Here is a 16,508-nt window from a genome sequence, read left to right as displayed (position 1 = left end):
TTCTCCTTCCCGATTGGTGCTTGTTTTATGGTATAGTGGTGTATGTAGGAGGGACGACCATGAGCATCAAATATTCGAGCAAAATCAACAAAATTCGTACGTTCGCTTTGAGCTTGATTTTCGTCGGTGTCATTGTCATGTATCTCGGGCTCTTTTTCCGCACGTCCCCGCTTGTCATGACGCTATTTATGGTGTTAGGTCTTCTGTTTCTCGTCGCGAGCGGCATCGTATATTTTTGGATCGGCACCCTGTCTACACGAGCCGTCCAAGTCGTTTGTCCGTCGTGCGGCAAAGTGACGAAAATGCTCGGGCGCGTCGATTTATGCATGTTTTGCCGCGAGCCGCTGACGCTTGACCGCGAACTTGAGGGGAAAGAGTTTGACGAGAAGTACAACAGAAAAAGAAAAAGCTGATAGCTGCTTTTGCACTATCAGCTTTTTTAATGCGCCCGCACGCTGCTTTTTTGACAGTCCGGGCATATCCCATATACTTCCATTCGGTGATGGTCCACCTTAAACCCGGTTACGTGGGCGGCGAGCTGCTCCACCTCATCGAGCGCTGGGTAATGGAAGTCAACGATTTTGCCACACTCCTCGCATATAACGTGATAATGGTTGGAAGTGACAAAATCAAACCGGCTTGATGAATCGCCATATGTCAGCTCTTTGACAAGCCCGATTTCTTTGAAGACGCGCAAGTTATTGTAGACGGTAGCTACGCTCATATTCGGAAATTTCCCTTCCAGCGCTTTGTATATTTCATCCGCTGTCGGATGGGACATCGAGGTGATCAAATACTCTAATATCGCATGACGCTGCGGCGTGATGCGTATGCCCGTCTTTTTCAACATGTCAAGCGCTTCCTTCAGCTGCTCGTTGGCAGACACCGTCATGCACCTCACTCTCTGTATAAGATGAAAAAAATTATCATTTTATAATATTTATAATTAGTCTACAAGGAGTATATGCCTTTTGTCAATATAGATACCATTAATATATGGGCTCAGCCATCTTTTTAACAAAAAAAGGGGGTGGGAATCACTTCCACCCGCCGCATTTCCTTCATTTGAGGAGGTTACTATGCATTGTACGCAAAAGCGTTGTGATTGATTGGACACTCACCTAGACGATGCCAATCGGGCGACTTCCGCGAGCGCCTCATCGACGTGCCCCTTCACTTTCACCCCGCGCCATTCTTGAACCAACGTCCCATCGGGGGCGATAATGAACGTGGAGCGTTCGATCCCCATATACTCTTTGCCGAAGTTTTTCTTTTTCTTCCACACTCCGTACATTTCTGCCACTTCATGTCGCTCGTCGGAAAGAAGCAAAAACGGCAGTTTGTACTTTTCGATAAACGTTTCATGCCGTGCAACCGGATCCGGGCTCACTCCTAAAATGACAGCGTTCAGTCCGGCGAATTGCTCGTGACGGTCGCGAAAATCGCACGCTTCTGTCGTGCATCCAGGCGTCATATCCTTTGGATAAAAATAAAGGACGACATACTGGCCGCGGAAGTCTGAGAGCGAAACCATTTTCCCGTTGCTTGCCGGCAAGGTGAAATCTGGAGCTGGCTGGCCAATGGCGATCGTCATAGCGTTCCCTCCGTCTCCTTAATGTCTTCTTTTAGCGTAACGAAGACAGAGGAAAATTGCAACTGTCAACGGCGATCCCAGTCAAATACCGTGCGCGTGACGATGACAGCAGGCATAATGTAGCCAAGCAGCGCCTCGGCGATGGCGATCCACCGCCCGATGCCGACCGGGGTGACGTCTCCGTATCCGACCGACAGGAGGGTCATGCCGCTTAAATATAGACTGTCTTCCAGCATAGACAGGCGGTTTCCTGCTGCACTGCTTGGTGACGGAGTAAATACATGATGGCCGTTGGCTTGCAAAATCATATAAATCATCGCAAACCCTAGCAGCATCGTCACATACCATTGAACGAGCACCCATAAACTGTCAAGGGAGAGGCGGTGCGTTGCTTGTACGCGCGCTGTCCAAAGCGAGGTGATGCTGCCGAGCAGCACGGCGGTCACCACTCCGAGGAATGCGTAATCCATTCGCTTCCCTCCACAAATTGTCCGTAGTTCATATATACACCGTGAAACGGACAATTATGCGGGAATAAGCCGCCTTCCCAATCGGAACAGCGTGTCGCCCCCAGAGCCATACATCCCCCTGTTTGGACGAGAAAGACTGTTGGCACAACTTTTCGTTTGTTGCCTCATCGCGTAAAACAACGGGCTAGCACGCTTTTTAATGTGGCTGCGCTATGATGGAATCGATTTTTTTCGTCATCATTCAATTCAATTTCGATCACCTCGCGGATGCCATTGCGGTTAATGACAGCCGGCACGCCGATGTAGACGTCGCGCTCCCCATATGGGCCATCGAGGTAGGCCGATACGGTCAAAATAGCGTTTTCGTTATGCAAAATGGCGCGCGTCACGCGGGCAAGCCCCATCGCAATCCCGTAGTACGTCGCTCCTTTTTTCTCAATAATTTGGTAGGCGGCGTCGCGGACATCTGTGAAGATGCGCTCCAACTCTTCCTTCGCTTGTTCTCCTTTCGCTTCAACAAGCTTGCGGATCGGCACACCACCGATATCAGCCTGGCTCCAAACGGGAAGTTCAGTGTCGCCGTGTTCCCCAATAATATAGGCATGAACATTTTGCGGAGCGACAGAGAAATACTCGCCCAACAAAAAACGGAACCGCGCCGTATCTAAAATCGTCCCCGAACCGATCACCCGCTCATGCGGCAGGCCGCTGAATTTCCACGTCGCGTACGTTAAAATGTCGACCGGATTGGTGGCGACGAGAAACAGTCCTTGAAATCCAGATGCCATGACCGACTCAACGATCGAGCGGAAAATGGCAATGTTTTTGTCCACCAAATCAAGCCGCGTCTCGCCCGGTTTTTGGTTGGCGCCGGCGCAAATGACAACCAAATCGGCATCGTGGCAGTCGCTGTAATCGCCATGCCGAATGACTGCGGGTTTTGGCGCAAATACTTTCCCGTGATTTAAGTCCATCGCATCGCCTATGGCCTTGCTTTCATTCGCATCGATCAGCACGATCTCATCGGCGATCCCTTGATTCATTAAGGCAAACGCATAACTGGCGCCGACAAACCCGGTGCCGATGACCACTACTCGGGTTCCACCGTCGTTTTTCATTGCATTCATCCCTTTCAATATAATGTGAATACTTTCACAAACTATTTTACGCGAAAGGCGCACCGCGATGCATGCGCGATTGTGGCGATTGTTTGACCATTGTTTGTCCATTTCATGACAGCCGCCGCGGCAAACAGCGGGAGCATTCAGCTCCCCGTCCCGCGGTACCTCCTGACCCCGGCGTTCCAGAGCATCACGGCGATGATGAAAAACAACACGCCGACAACCGGGGTCAAAAACGCATAACCATACCATTCCTGCTTATGGAGAAAATACGAAGCTGGATAAACGCCGACAAAGGCAAACGGCAGCACCCACGTTAACATATAGCGGATGACGCGGTGATAAATATCGACCGGATAGCGGCCGTAGCTGCTGATGTTGTACATCATCGGCATGATGGATGTGCGGGCGTCGGCAAAAAAACTGATCGTCGCCAGTGAAATGAAAATGCCGGCGTAAATCAATGCACCGCCAATCACAAGCAAAATAAACACGAAGACATCATACCAATGAAACGAAAGAGACAAGCGGCTGCCGGCATACAACATAATGATCAGCCCGGGCACAGCGCCAAGCAACGATTCGAGCTCCATCCGCTCCAAAATGATCTGGAACAGGCTGTGAACCGGGCGCGTCAACACGCGATCCATTTCTCCCTGGACAATGTAGCGCTCGTTGAAATCCCATAGATTAAAAAAGGCGCCAAATACGGCGTACGGCACAAGGAAAAAGCCGTAAATAAACAACATCTCATCGCGCGACCAACCGTGAAGCAGCGTCGTATGGCCAAACACGACGAGCAAGAACACCAAGTTGACCGCCTGCGCCATGAAGTCGGACAACCATTCAATCAGCAAATCCGCGCGGTATTGCCATTTTGTCTTCATGTACTGGGCCATATATTGAAAAAAAACCGATACGTAAAACAAAGTCTACCCCCCTTGCACAACGAGCCGTTTTTTCGCCACCCGCCATAACAGCACAATCGGAAACCATAACAGCACGCACCATGCCGCCTGCAGAAGCAGGCCATCACGGACAGCAGCTCCTTGAAAACTTTCTGTGATGATCATGCTTGGAATGTAGCTGATGGCTTGAAACGGCATATACGCCATGAGCTGTTGCGCCCAATCCGGGTAAAACGACAACGGCAAAATCAGACCGGAAAATAGATCAATAATAAACCGTTTCGCCCTCAGCAGCCCTTCATTTCGGAACGTAAAAAATGTCACGACTCCCGCAAGCAAGTTCAGCTCCGAAAAGATGATAAAGCTGAATAGAAGCGACAAGCCGAAAGACAGCCATGTTTTGGCGTGTTCCGGAAACTCGAGCGGCAAAAAGAGCGAGACAACCAGCAACCCCGGCAACGATAGGAAGAACAAGCGGAACAGCCCTTCGCCAAGCCCTTGCACCGCTTTCATCCCTAAATAGCTGTACGGACGGATGAGTTCCGTCGCTATTTTTCCATCGCGGATTTCCATCGCGATTTCGCGGTCAAGGTTGTTAAAATAAAACGCCCGCGCCAGCCAGGAAATGGCGACATACGTCGTCATTTGCCCAAGCGACATCCCTTGCATCGATGATTTGCCGCCATAAATAGCCGACCAAAGGAAGTAATACGCTGAGATGTTAATGGCGTAAATCAAAATGCCAGTATAATAGTTTGTCCGGTAGGCAAGCATCATTAAAAAGCGGATGCGGATCATTTCGACATACTTACCCATTAGCCGCACCTTCTTGATAAATATTGCGGATGATCTCCTCCGTCGGCACTTCATGAATGTGGATGTCTTGCAGTGGATAGCAGGCGGCGACGCGGCTGACGACTTCCGGCACGCCTCCTGATGGAACGTGCGCCACCCAAACGTTCGGCTGTTCGCCTTGTTTCCAGTTAACTCCCAATCCGGCCGTCAGCTCCTGCAAGGCAACGAGGGTGGCTTCTTCAACAAATGTAAACGAAATCCGTTTTCCTTGGCCCCATTTTTCTTTCAACTGCCCGAGCGAACCGTCATAAATGATTTTCCCTTCATCAAGCATAATCACCCGCTCGCAAAGCGCTTCAATGTCTGACATATCGTGCGTCGTCAGCAGGATCGTCGTGCCATACCGTTCATTCAATTGCTTTAAAAACTGGCGGATGTTCAGTTTCACCAGCACATCCAAACCGATGGTCGGCTCGTCCAAAAACAACAGCGGCGGGTTGTGAATGAGGGCGGCGGCGAGCTCGCAGCGCATCCGCTGGCCAAGCGACAGCTTGCGCACCGGCTTGTCAAGGAGCGGACCGATGTCTAGCATCTCGATGACTTCGCCCATATGACGGCGATATTGCTCATCGGGGACGCGGTATACTTTTTTTAACAGACGAAACGATTCTTGCACGGCGATGTCCCACCATAATTGCGAGCGCTGGCCGAAGACGACGCCGATCGTCCGCACAAATTTCTCCCGCTCTTTATGCGGATTCATCCCGTTGACGACAATGCGCCCGGATGTCGGCGTTAAAATGCCGGTCAACATTTTGATCGTCGTTGACTTGCCGGCGCCGTTTTCGCCAATATAGCCGACGATCTCTCCTTGCCTGACCGCAAACGAAATGCCGTCCACCGCCCGGATGGTCGCATAACGGCGCGTCCATAAATCGCGAAACGCTCCGACGAGGCCGGAGCGGCTTTTGTGCACTTTAAATTCTTTGCGCAATTGTTCTACTTCGATGGCGTTCATCGTTCTCCTCCTGCCTCTTCATCACATCAACATCAAAAAGAGCGACATCCGCCCTTCTCCTATGTTGCAATTATACATAAATCGTTGCTATTTTCACCTTTTTTGTTTTTCCAGACAAGTGTGCGCGCTATGGTAAAATAAAGAGGCAGTCATCGGGAACAGGAGGATGAAACGATGCAATGGACAAAATCGGAACAATTGTATGAAGAAGCGCTCCAGCACATCGTCGGCGGGGTAAACAGCCCGTCCCGCTCGTATAAAGCGGTCGGCGGCGGCGCCCCCGTCGTGATGGAGCGGGCGCAAGGAGCGTATTTTTGGGATGTGGACGGAAACAAGTACATTGACTACCTGGCCGCCTACGGGCCGATTATTGCCGGCCACGCCCACCCGCACATCGCTGCGGCCATCCGCCGCGCCGCTGAAACCGGCGTGCTGTACGGCACGCCGACGCCGCATGAGATTACATTTGCAAAAATGTTGAAAGAAGCGATTCCGTCGCTCGAAAAAGTCCGCTTTGTCAACTCGGGGACGGAAGCGGTGATGACGACAATCCGCGTCGCCCGCGCCTACACCGGACGAAGCAAAATCGTCAAATTCGAAGGCTGCTACCACGGCCATTCGGACCTTGTGCTCGTCGCCGCCGGCTCGGGGCCATCGACGTTGGGGACGCCGGACTCAGCCGGCGTGCCGCAAAGCATCGCCCAAGAAGTCATTACCGTGCCATACAACGATGTCGACTCATTCCGTGAAGCGATGAATGTTTGGGGCGAACAAGTCGCCGCCGTATTGGTTGAGCCGATCGTCGGCAACTTCGGCATCGTCCTACCAAAACCGGGCTTTTTAGAAGCGATCAATGAGATTGCTCACAAGGAAGGGGCGCTCGTCATTTACGACGAAGTGATCACCGCCTTCCGCTTTATGTACGGCGGAGCGCAAAACTTGCTTGGTGTGGAGCCCGACTTGACGGCGATGGGGAAAATTATTGGCGGCGGTCTGCCGATTGGGGCGTACGGCGGACGCCAGAACATTATGGAACAAGTCGCTCCGCTCGGACCGGCGTACCAGGCCGGGACGATGGCCGGCAACCCGGCATCGATGCTTGCGGGCATCGCCTGCCTTGAGGTGTTGAAACAAGAGGGCGTCTATGAGCATCTCGACCGATTGGGAGCCATGCTGGAAGAGGGCATCCTCGCCCATGCCCGCCAATGCGGCCTGCCGGTGACCGTCAACCGCTTAAAAGGCGCGCTCACCGTCTTCTTCACGGACGAAAAGGTGGAAAACTACAAGCAAGCCCAGCAAAGCGACGGCGAGTTATTTGCAAAATTTTTCAAGCTCATGCTCAAACAAGGGGTCAATCTCGCGCCATCGAAATATGAAGCATGGTTTATCACCCTCGCCCATACAGAAGACGACATCGCCTATACGATCGAGGCGGTCGGCAAGGCGTTTCGGCAGCTATAAGCGCTTGCGCCTCTATCACCCTCGTCAAACAGCGCCCGCGTCAGGCAGGCGCTGTTTTGTTTTCACTGCATTTGTTGACAATTTTGTGACTCACATTTCGCACCCTCTCGACGAAAATCGGGAGGATTTTTTCGTTCCGATGTCGAATGAATCCTTGACACACAAGGAAAGTGAAGGAGTTTTTCTCTCATGAACGTTCAAGTCAAAAAGGTCTATCGTAATGATTATTTGAATATAATAAGTGCCCTATTCAAGAAACTGGGCCTGCCCCAATTGATTGACCATCTCGTTCCCGTTGATCCACAGTGCCAGACTCGAGTCAGCGATGCCGTTCAGGCCATCATCTACAATCTGTTTGACGGCCGGCAAGCCCTTGTTCACTTGGAACATTGGGCTCAGGAGGTCGATTGTGAGAAACTCATCCGTCCCGATCTCCATCCTTCCTGGTTGAACGACGATGCGTTGGCCCGTCATCTCGATCGCCTGTATGAGGCTGGCATTCACAACGTCATCAGCACTTGCTTGATTCATATTTATCGCAAAGAAGGCCTTTCCCTCCGAGCCTTCCACGCCGATACGACGGACAAGACCGTTTACGGCGCGTATGAATCGGCCTCATTAGAGGCTTTGCAGATCACACATGGCTATAACCGCCATCATCGTTGGCAAAAACAGATCGGTTTCGGACTGGTCGGCAACGAGGACGGCATCCCGTTTTACGGCGATGTGCACGACGGCAACCTGCCTGACAAAACGTGGAATCCGGAGGTGCTGTCCCGTGTCCACGAACAGCTCAAACAAGCCAAGATGGAAGACGAATGGATTTACGTGGCCGATTCCGCCGCGATGACAAAAGACACTCTGGCGCAAACCAAAGCGGCCAACGCCTTTTTGATCACCCGAGGCCCTTCGTCGCTTCGGATCGTGAAACGGGCATTAGCGGAGGCCGATTCGCCTCACATCCCGTGGAGCGAACCCTTTACCCTGGCGGAGAGAAACGGCGCCACGTATCGGGTATGGGAAACATCCTCCACCTATGAAGGCCACCCCGTTCGGCTGATCGTCGTCGAATCGAGTGCGCTCGACCAGCGAAAAGGAAAGACGCTTGAAAAAGAACGAACCAAAGAAGCGGAGCTTCTTCGCGAGGAACAAGCCCGTTGGGAGCGTCACCCCTTCTCCTGCCGGGAAGATGCCGAACAAGCCTTGGCGTCCCTCAAGGCGTCCCTTCGCCCCCGGTTTCATCGGGTTGAGGCCGCGGTCGAAGAGACCGTACGCCTGAAAAAACGGCGCGGACGGCCGAAAAAAGGGGCGGAACCCGAGGTGGAGACGCTGTATTTCTTGCACCTTGACGTCGAATTCGACCAAGACGCGTGGGAACAGGCAAGACGGAAAGCGTCCCGGTTTGTCCTTGTCACGACCGTTCCGAAGGAATGGAAGGGCCAACCCATGGATGCCCAAGAGATCTTGAAGCTGTATAAAGGGCAGATCTCGGTGGAAATGAACTTCGCTTTTTTGAAAGATCCGTTTTTCACGGATGAGATTTACGTCAAAAAACCAGAACGGGTCGCAGTATTAGGCTATTTGTTTCTGTTGGCCTTGGCGATTTACCGCGTTTTTCAGCGCCGAGTGCGCCAGTTCATCACACCCGAACACCCATTAAAGGGCGCCGGAGGCCGCAAGCTGACCCGACCGACGGGGCAGGCGATTTTCCAGCTGTTTCAATATGTGAACGTCGTCCTCCTGGAGCTGCCGGATGGACGCATCCAACGCTCACTGGATCGCTCCCTCACCCCTGAACAACGAAGGATTCTGCAGGGGTTGGGGCTGGATGAGAGCATTTACGTGTAACGTCATACGGAACGACCAGCGATGGTAAAAAAAGGATTGCCATCGCTCGTCGTGTTGGTCAAAAAGTTATTCTGAAAAACTAAATAAAAAATCCTTTGTTTTGACCTTGTTAGGGTGCGAAATGTGAGTTGTGAACAAAGCAAGAGAACGAGAAATGGTCATTGATTTCCACCTGCCTGCATGGTATGATAAACACCAAATTCTGAAAATTAAGACTCGGATTTTTCATCCAGCAAGCAGTGGAGGAGGTGACCGGCGCCGAGGGGAGAACGCCCTCCCGACTGCGCCTAAGTATACATGGAGCAACGTACATATCGTTTGGCAAACGAAGCGAACCAGCGCGGCGCCCTGTTGTTGGCGGCAGTGGAAAAGCGGAACATCCCGACCAACGAACATGTCCAAGCTGTCCTTCAGGCGCTTGCCCAATGGGGCGCAAAAGGAAACGCTGCGATTCAGCTGGACATCCCGCGCAAACTATGGATGGAAAAACTCGCGAATGCTGGGCAAAATCCAGAAATTGCAACAAACAGCTATTTCACCGTCGGTCATATACACGTTGCGCCTTCCGCTGACGCTGAGCGGGTTCGGGCGCACCTTCGTCAATTGTGCAAACAGTTTGGCTTCATTCTTCTGTTCGAAACCATCCGGCCATCCGCAGATGAAAGCGCCTTGTTTTGGCAAATCGCCATGCTGCCAGGCGATGTATTTTCGTTATCAGACCGCTTGTTTCGACTGACGGCCGCTATGGAACGCGAGCCGCACGTCCGCGTTGCTTCGCTCGGCCACACTCATGTGATCTATCAAGCATATACACTGGCTGATTTGTTGCGCGAACCGGATGTATCCCATCCGTTTTTCGCCTCAGCCGCTTCGTTCGCCTATGTCAATGGGGCGGAGTCTTTCTTTTGCCATCAGCGGCTCGGTTCAGCCGGCATGCTTGTCCATTGCGGGGAAATGTCTGTTGGCGCTGTGGAAACGCTCATTTACGACCACGGTTACAGCCTGCTCGAGGCAGCCGGAGCTGCCTTTTGGCCCGACGCGGCCAAACGACACAGCTTGCCGTCTATCGGACAGCTGCCGGCATGTTTGGCCGCCAGCTTCGAACAAGAAACCGTATGGGTCGCCGGAACAGCCGGAGCGCTTTGGAAAACGGATGATTCCTCCCGTGTATTCATCGCCTCTCGTCCGCAGGGCGGCCATGCTGAACCGCTCGCTCCCGGCCAGCCGCTGGCGCTCATCCGTTCCACAACGGGGCGAACCCAATGGCTGAATGGCGACCATTTCCTCCAAGAGATGGCAATCCGCCTCTCCAATCGGCGCGATGCACATGCTCCGATCGCCTTTTGATCCTTCACGCCCTGCTGATTTCGGCAGGGCGTTATATTTTTTTCCTTGCACTCATATCTAAAAGTGTGTATAGTACTGAATGGTCTACGAAAATGGAAAAGGAGAGGTTTCCATAGATGAAGCTCGGTGCCCGCATTTTCAAAACGGGGATCGCGGTGGCGCTCGCCTTGTTTTTGGCAGCCCTCTTTCACTTTCCGTCACCGGTGTTCGCCGGCATTTCCGCTGTATTTGCCATGCAGCCAACCATTTATCGCTCATATTTGTCACTCATCGAACAAGTGCAGGCGAACGTGATCGGCGCCTTGTTCGCGATTGCGGCGGTTCTTATCCTCGGCCGCGACCCGCTGGTCGTCGGCTTGACGCTCATGGTTGTGATCGCTCTTTGCCTGAAAATGCGCCTTGAATCATCGACGATTTCCGTAGCGCTTGTCACCGTCATTGCCATTATGGAATATACAGACCGCCAATTTATCGAATTTGCGGCCATCCGCTTTTTAACGATTATGTTCGGCATTTTCGCCGCCTTTCTTGTCAACTTGATTTTCTTGCCGCCAAAGTATGAAAAGAAATTGTACGAAAAAATTCGCGATGAGACGGAAGCGATTTTGAAATGGATTCGCCTTTGTCAACAGCAGGCGGCCGATCATCATCACTTAAAGGACGAGATCGAAACGTTGCACGAGGAAATGACGAAACTGGAGCACTTGTATTTAATGTATAAAGAAGAACGCACCTATTTTCGACGCCAACGCTTCCAAAAGTCGCGCAAGCTTGTGCTGTACCGGCAAATGATCGCCTCAGCCGACCGGGCGCTGTCCGTATTAAAATGGCTCCACCGCCTTGAGAATGAGTTGGGCCGCCTGTCCGACCCGTTTCGCCATGCCATCTGCCTGCACCTTGGCAGCCTGGTTGGGTATCACGAGCAAATGTTGCTGAAGTTTGTCCATCAAGCAAAGCCGCTTCCCCATCACATGTGGGCAGAAGGCATCGATCGCGAACGGGGGCAGCTCGCTTCCATGATTTACGCCGACGGGCAGCCACCTTCCGATTACCGCCTATTTTCGTTACTCGGCGCCATCATTGATTATGGAGACCGGCTTGAGCATTTAGACAAGTTAATTGATAGTTTTCACCATTACCATTACGATGACGAATTGGCCAAACAGCTCGAAAAGTCGGCAGGCGGCCGCTCCTAGCAGGCCGCCTGTCTCAATTTTTCATCCGCGGGTCAAGCGCGTCGCGCAGCCCGTCGCCCATTAAGTTAAAGCCAAGCACCGTCAGCATGATCGCCAATCCAAGGAAAATCATCGTCCACGGTGCTTGGGTCAAGAAGTCTTTGGCATCAGACAACATTTTCTTAATATTTTTGCTTACTACTGCAACTGCTGGATCGTCAACAAATGATAATAGCTTCCTCCCTTTTCCATCAGTTCCTCATGCGCGCCTCTTTCGACAAAAAAGCAGAAAAAACCTGCCAGCGGTGCCGAACAGGCTTTTTTCACGCCGCTATTTATTTTTGGTAAGCTTGAAACATCGCGTACCATTTGTCGATAAACTCGGGCGCAAACGGCCCTTTCCGCTCTTGAATCCAGCCGACAAGCTTATGGACGTTGTTTTTTAAAATGCGGTCAATCACATCCGGATAGTGCATCTCGCGGCGGTGCCGTTCGTACTCATCCTCATCGAGCAGCATATACGTCATGTCCGGAAACACTTTAATGTCTAAATCGTAATCGATGTATTTGAGCGCTTCCTCATCCCAAACAAACGGCGAGCTTAAATTGCAGTAATAATACACCCCGTCCTCGCGGATCATGGCGATAATGTTAAACCAGTGCTTAGCATGAAAAAAACAAATCGCCGGCTCGCGCGTCACCCACGTCCGGCCGTCTGCTTCCATGACGAGCGTCTTGTCGTTGCCGCCGATCACATAGGATGGCGTTCCTTTTAACACGATCGTTTCGTTCCAAATGCGGTGAATCATCCCATTATGTTTGTAGCTATGGATTTGAATGATTTTCCCTTCCCGAGGATATGCTGGCATCATTCTTCCCCACTTTCCGACGGGAGCTTTTCTTCTGTATTATACCGTGTTCTTTTGGCAATGAAAAGAAAAGCGGGCCGCTTTGCCCAGGCCGGAACGGCCAAGCGGCGCGCTCCGTCTAGGCTCTGGACGCCATCTGTCCGAGAAATGCGCGGCGGATGTCTTCGACTTGCTGCTTCATTCGCCGCACTTCCTCGCGAAGCGCGGAGGTCGGCGCTTCGCGTTCGAGCTCGTCCAACTCGCGGGCAAGCTGGTCGCAACGCTCCATCTCATGCCGCAAAAACAGCGCTTCGTCCCCGGCATTCATCCACCCATGCCCCACCATGCTTCCTCCATTCTCCCTTCCCCTTTTGCCTCCTGGCTTTAACAAAACAGTTCGCTCCTTAAGCCGTTAATCCCTTTCGCTAATCTTGCAAAAGAGTGGCGGTTTTTGTCGCAAAAAAAGCAGGGGCGCGCTGCCCCTGCTTTTTCTTTTCTGAATTTGACCAGTCGCCTGCGCCCTCCCAACAGTCAGCGTGTTGTCATCGAATCGCAGGCGTGCGATCACCGCATTATCGGTTAACGTTTTGCGCTTTGCGAGCTTCCGCTTGCGCATTTTGTTGTTTTACATGTTGCACATTCGTCTCAGCCGCAAATTCCGTTGCGAATTGGCCGGCTTGAGCAGCTTGAGCCGATTGAGCATTTTGTTGTCTTACTTCTTGAATGTTCGTGCCAGCTGCTGTTTTGTTCGGTTGTTTGGCCATTGTTCTCACCTCCACATGCCTTACTATGCCTCGGAGGTGACGGACTTATCCGTGGACACTACAAAAGCAAAGATCTTCCACCATCAACAATAATCGTCTGCCCGCGAATCATCTCGGCGGCATCGGATAATAAAAACAAAACGGCGTTGACGAGATCGTCCGGTTTGACTGGGCGCCCAGCTGGCGTGTTGGCCGCTGCATCGGCGAGCAGCTCGTCGCGGTTCGGAAAATGCTTCAACGCCTCCGTATCAACTGCTCCGCCGGAAACGGCGTTGACGGCGATGTTTTTCGGCGCCAGCTCGACAGCTAAGTAGCGGGTCAGCGCTTCCAGAGCGGCTTTCGAGACGCCGACCGCCGTATAGTTTTCCAAATAGCGGATCGACCCAAGCGAGCTGATGCTCACAATTTTCCCGCCGCCAACCCGCTCCATCCGTTTCGCCGCTTCTTGGGCGCAAAAGAGAAGCGCTTTGCTGTTGATGTTCATCGTCCAGTTCCAATGCGTTTCCTCAAGTTCCAGCGCCGGGCGCAGCACGCCGGAGGCAGCGTTGTTCACGAGCACGTCGACCCGTCCGAACGTTTCATCAATTTTGGCAAACATCGCCCGGATTTTCTCGACATCGCCGACGTTCGCTTTGACGACGAGCGCTTTTCTCCCGAGCGCTTCAATTTCACGAGCCGTTTCTTCAGCAGCGGTTTTGCTGCGGGCATAATTGACCACGATATCATATCCTTCTTGCGCCAGCCGCAGCGCAATGGCTTTGCCGATGCCGCGGCTGCTTCCTGTCACGACCGCTACTTTTCCACTCATGTTTTTCCGCCCCTTTACGTATAATATAGCCGAATTCCACCGCGAAGGAGGCGCAGCCTATGTACGTTGGCCGCGATATGACAGAATTGTCCATGATCCCGAAAACAGAATGGACAGACGACGAACTCGCTCATTTTCACCATTCATTCCAGCAAATCGCTCCGTATTTAAACGCCGAAGGGCAAACGATCTACCGCGAAATTATCGAAGAAATCGAAGCGCGCGGCGGCCTTGGGCGCCGTGAAGCGACGTATACAAACGGCACGATGGCAGTGCCTGACTAATGCAGGCGGCGCGCTTCGCCTGCCTGTTCTTTGTACTCACGCCAAATACGCTGGTGTGACACCGGAAACACATAAGACTCAAGCTCGTCGCCTGGCACGAGCCGGAGCGGCTCTTCCACCGGTCCGCCGTCAACTAGACGCCCGCGATACACCGTCAGCCGCCAAACTAGATGGGAAAACGCGTGATCAAACGAGGCAAACGGCTCGGCCAGCTCGATTTGCAAACCGTACCGCTCATGCAACATTTGTCCGAGCTTCTCTTTCCCTTCTTCCCCGCCTGTTTCACAGCCCGGGAATTCCCATAAATTCGCCAACAAGCCGGTGTTGCTGCGCTTGCGGATGAGAATGCGTCCTTCATCATCGGCCAGCACCGCCACCGCAAGCGGCACTTGTTTGACCGCTGTTTTTTTCGTTTTCACCGGCAGCTCTTCCGGCACCCCTTCGGCGAACGCTTGACAGTAGGCTTGCACGGGACAAAGAAGGCATGATGGGCGGCGCGGCGTGCAAACAAGAGCGCCAAGCTCAATCAGCGCCTCGTTAAACGCTCCCGGGGTTTCGTACGCCATAATCTCGCGGACGATTTGTTCAAACCGTTTTCGCGTCGATGGTTTCGCAATATCATCCGTCACGAAAAACAAGCGCGACAACACGCGCATGACATTGCCGTCCACCGCCGGTTCCGGCACGCCGTAGGCAAGGCTCAACACCGCCCCGACTGTGTACGGACCGACTCCTTTTAGCTTCGAAAACTGCTCCGGATCGTCCGGCACCTGCCCGCCGTACCGTTCCTTTACTTCCTTGACCGCCGCGTGCAAATGGCGGACGCGCGAGTAGTAGCCAAGCCCTTCCCACGCCTTCAGCACCTCGTCTTCTTCAGCCTCGGCGAGCGCCTCCAGCGTCGGAAACTGTTCCATAAACTTTTCAAAATACGGGATCACCGTCTCGACGCGCGTCTGCTGCAGCATCACTTCCGACACCCATACTTTGTATGGGTCTCGGTCTTTTCGCCATGGCAAGTCGCGGCGCTCCCGGGCGAACCAGTCAAGCAAATCGCGCTGAAACTCGCGCGCCGGAAACCGCTTAGTCCACGTTGTGATTTTCACTATTCTTCCCCCATGATGCCTATTGTCCATCCCATTATACCAAAAAACCCCCGGCATGCAGCATGCCAGGGAGGGTGAAGTTTCCGCTTTATACGCTGATAGACGGGCGAAGAGTCCGCTCCGAATGGCTGTTGTCCACTGTTATTTCGCTTCCCGTTTTAACGCCTGAACGGAAATGACGCCTTTTTGCTGTCTGCGTACGTAAACAAGCCAATAGAGCAAGGCGACAAACACGCTTCCGCCGACTGCATTGCCAAGAAAGACGGGCACAAAGTTGCCGAACCAGTCCGCCCATGTCGCATGCCCGGCGAAAATGGCTGCCGGAATGACAAACATGTTCGCTACAACGTGTTGAAACCCGATCGCTACAAACGCCATAACCGGAAACCAGATCGCCAAAATTTTCCCGCTAATATCCTCAGCGCCGTAGGACAGCCAAACCGCCAGCGTGACAAGCCAGTTGCAGCCAACTCCTGACAAAAACGCTTGCACAAACGTGTCTTGCAATTTGGCTTCGGCGATCGAGACGGTCTTATCCAAAAACGGGCCTTCCGCTGTCAAACCGACAACATGACCGAACATATAAGCGACAAAAACAGCACCCATAAAATTGCCGATCGTTATGACGGCCCAGTTTTGCAAAAGCCGAGCAACAGTAATCTTGCGCGCCAACGCGGCCAACGTGACCGACATCATATTGCCCGTCAGCAGCTCGCCACCGGCAATGATTACTAAAATCAAGCCGAGCGGAAAAACGGCTGCACCGAGGAAGCTGGCGAAACTCCCCCATTGCGCCGGTACGTTGGCAATAACACGAATATCCAGCAAAAACCCAATCGCGATAAACGCGCCGGCTAAAAAACTGAGCACGAATTGACTAATAAGCGGCATGCGCGCTTTGGCTGCCCCGGCCTCTACAGCAGCCTCGGCAATCTGCCCAGGATTGCGGTACGCCATATGCTAG

Annotated in this window: 19 protein-coding genes and 1 pseudogene; 6 read left to right on the top strand and 14 right to left on the bottom strand. The window is 52.7% G+C overall.

Annotated features, from left to right (window positions below; all coding sequences use genetic code 11):
- Positions 1 to 59 precede the first annotated feature (59 nt).
- Positions 60 to 413, top strand: coding sequence for a YgzB family protein (locus ACR1UW_RS04345; protein WP_033009153.1), 354 nt, complete (start codon positions 60 to 62; stop codon positions 411 to 413).
- Positions 414 to 439: 26 nt separating this feature from the next.
- Here ACR1UW_RS04345 and perR read toward each other — a convergent pair whose 3' ends face one another.
- The 7 genes from perR to ACR1UW_RS04310 form a co-directional block, all read right to left on the bottom strand.
- The gene (gene perR / locus ACR1UW_RS04340; RefSeq protein ID WP_033009152.1) at positions 440 to 892 is read right to left on the bottom strand and encodes a peroxide-responsive transcriptional repressor PerR; all 453 of its coding nucleotides are present in this window, start codon (positions 890 to 892) and stop codon (positions 440 to 442) included.
- A 225-nt stretch (positions 893 to 1,117) separates the two neighbouring features.
- Positions 1,118 to 1,594, bottom strand: coding sequence for a thioredoxin-dependent thiol peroxidase (gene bcp, locus ACR1UW_RS04335; protein ID WP_033009906.1), 477 nt, complete (start codon positions 1,592 to 1,594; stop codon positions 1,118 to 1,120).
- Positions 1,595 to 1,659: 65 nt separating this feature from the next.
- Positions 1,660 to 2,064, bottom strand: coding sequence for a potassium channel family protein (locus ACR1UW_RS04330; protein WP_033009905.1), 405 nt, complete (start codon positions 2,062 to 2,064; stop codon positions 1,660 to 1,662).
- A 164-nt stretch (positions 2,065 to 2,228) separates the two neighbouring features.
- Entirely contained in the window at positions 2,229 to 3,182 is a 954-nt protein-coding gene (locus ACR1UW_RS04325; RefSeq protein ID WP_289643641.1) for an L-lactate dehydrogenase, read from the bottom strand.
- Positions 3,183 to 3,328: 146 nt separating this feature from the next.
- Positions 3,329 to 4,114 carry an ABC transporter permease gene (locus ACR1UW_RS04320; RefSeq protein ID WP_050368237.1) on the bottom strand — a complete coding sequence of 262 codons (786 nt, stop codon included), beginning with the start codon at positions 4,112 to 4,114 and terminating at the stop codon, positions 3,329 to 3,331.
- 3 nt (positions 4,115 to 4,117) lie between these two features.
- Positions 4,118 to 4,909: an ABC transporter permease gene (locus ACR1UW_RS04315; RefSeq protein WP_033016712.1), complete on the bottom strand. Its 792-nt coding sequence runs from the start codon at positions 4,907 to 4,909 to the stop codon at positions 4,118 to 4,120.
- Entirely contained in the window at positions 4,902 to 5,906 is a 1,005-nt protein-coding gene (locus ACR1UW_RS04310) for an ABC transporter ATP-binding protein (RefSeq protein ID WP_289643640.1), read from the bottom strand. Before ACR1UW_RS04310 ends, ACR1UW_RS04315 begins: the two co-directional genes overlap by 8 nt.
- A gap of 174 nt (positions 5,907 to 6,080) precedes the next feature.
- On the opposite strand from ACR1UW_RS04310, the gene ACR1UW_RS04305 reads away from it, so the two are divergent.
- From ACR1UW_RS04305 to ACR1UW_RS04290, 4 genes are all read left to right on the top strand, one after another.
- Positions 6,081 to 7,367: an aspartate aminotransferase family protein gene (locus ACR1UW_RS04305; protein ID WP_498934685.1), complete on the top strand. Its 1,287-nt coding sequence runs from the start codon at positions 6,081 to 6,083 to the stop codon at positions 7,365 to 7,367.
- A 189-nt stretch (positions 7,368 to 7,556) separates the two neighbouring features.
- On the top strand, positions 7,557 to 9,215 hold the full coding sequence (locus ACR1UW_RS04300) for an IS1634 family transposase (RefSeq protein ID WP_429903820.1): 1,659 nt from the start codon (positions 7,557 to 7,559) through the stop codon (positions 9,213 to 9,215).
- 297 nt (positions 9,216 to 9,512) lie between these two features.
- Positions 9,513 to 10,562: a glutamate synthase gene (locus tag ACR1UW_RS04295; protein WP_498934683.1), complete on the top strand. Its 1,050-nt coding sequence runs from the start codon at positions 9,513 to 9,515 to the stop codon at positions 10,560 to 10,562.
- Positions 10,563 to 10,678: 116 nt separating this feature from the next.
- Positions 10,679 to 11,758, top strand: coding sequence for an FUSC family protein (locus tag ACR1UW_RS04290; RefSeq protein WP_047817806.1), 1,080 nt, complete (start codon positions 10,679 to 10,681; stop codon positions 11,756 to 11,758).
- A gap of 13 nt (positions 11,759 to 11,771) precedes the next feature.
- Here ACR1UW_RS04290 and ACR1UW_RS04285 read toward each other — a convergent pair.
- The 5 genes and pseudogenes from ACR1UW_RS04285 to fabL all read right to left on the bottom strand — a co-directional run.
- Positions 11,772 to 11,918 (bottom strand): annotated as a pseudogene (locus ACR1UW_RS04285) (ABC transporter permease); the annotation flags it as partial.
- A 154-nt stretch (positions 11,919 to 12,072) separates the two neighbouring features.
- Positions 12,073 to 12,606, bottom strand: a complete 534-nt coding sequence (gene ntdP, locus ACR1UW_RS04280; protein ID WP_044743088.1) for a nucleoside tri-diphosphate phosphatase — start codon at positions 12,604 to 12,606, stop codon at positions 12,073 to 12,075.
- 118 nt (positions 12,607 to 12,724) lie between these two features.
- Complete coding sequence (locus ACR1UW_RS04275) at positions 12,725 to 12,931, bottom strand: YgaB family protein (RefSeq protein ID WP_429879160.1); 207 nt, start codon at positions 12,929 to 12,931, stop codon at positions 12,725 to 12,727.
- A gap of 226 nt (positions 12,932 to 13,157) precedes the next feature.
- Positions 13,158 to 13,349, bottom strand: a complete 192-nt coding sequence (locus tag ACR1UW_RS04270) for a gamma-type small acid-soluble spore protein (RefSeq protein ID WP_033009893.1) — start codon at positions 13,347 to 13,349, stop codon at positions 13,158 to 13,160.
- Positions 13,350 to 13,407: 58 nt separating this feature from the next.
- A complete protein-coding gene (fabL, locus tag ACR1UW_RS04265) occupies positions 13,408 to 14,157 on the bottom strand; it encodes an enoyl-[acyl-carrier-protein] reductase FabL (protein ID WP_050368231.1) in 750 nt (249 codons plus the stop codon).
- Between the two features lie 59 nt (positions 14,158 to 14,216).
- On the opposite strand from fabL, the gene yfhS reads away from it, so the two are divergent.
- Complete coding sequence (gene yfhS, locus ACR1UW_RS04260) at positions 14,217 to 14,441, top strand: mother cell protein YfhS (RefSeq protein ID WP_033009890.1); 225 nt, start codon at positions 14,217 to 14,219, stop codon at positions 14,439 to 14,441.
- Here the strand turns inward: yfhS and mutY are convergent.
- Together mutY and ACR1UW_RS04250 are read right to left on the bottom strand one after the other, a co-directional pair.
- Positions 14,438 to 15,538 (bottom strand): A/G-specific adenine glycosylase, encoded by a 1,101-nt coding sequence (gene mutY, locus ACR1UW_RS04255; protein WP_498935251.1) that lies wholly within the window; start codon positions 15,536 to 15,538, stop codon positions 14,438 to 14,440. The two genes, yfhS and mutY, sit on opposite strands and share 4 nt — an antisense overlap.
- Positions 15,539 to 15,685: 147 nt before the next feature.
- The gene (locus ACR1UW_RS04250; protein ID WP_095858874.1) at positions 15,686 to 16,501 is read right to left on the bottom strand and encodes a formate/nitrite transporter family protein; all 816 of its coding nucleotides are present in this window, start codon (positions 16,499 to 16,501) and stop codon (positions 15,686 to 15,688) included.
- Positions 16,502 to 16,508 lie beyond the last annotated feature (7 nt).

Source organism: Geobacillus lituanicus (genome assembly GCF_050994965.1).
In the GTDB taxonomy this organism is placed as follows: domain Bacteria; phylum Bacillota; class Bacilli; order Bacillales; family Anoxybacillaceae; genus Geobacillus; species Geobacillus stearothermophilus.
The sequence above is the reverse complement of the archived record's forward strand: the minus strand, read 5'-3'. Positions and strand labels throughout refer to the sequence as shown.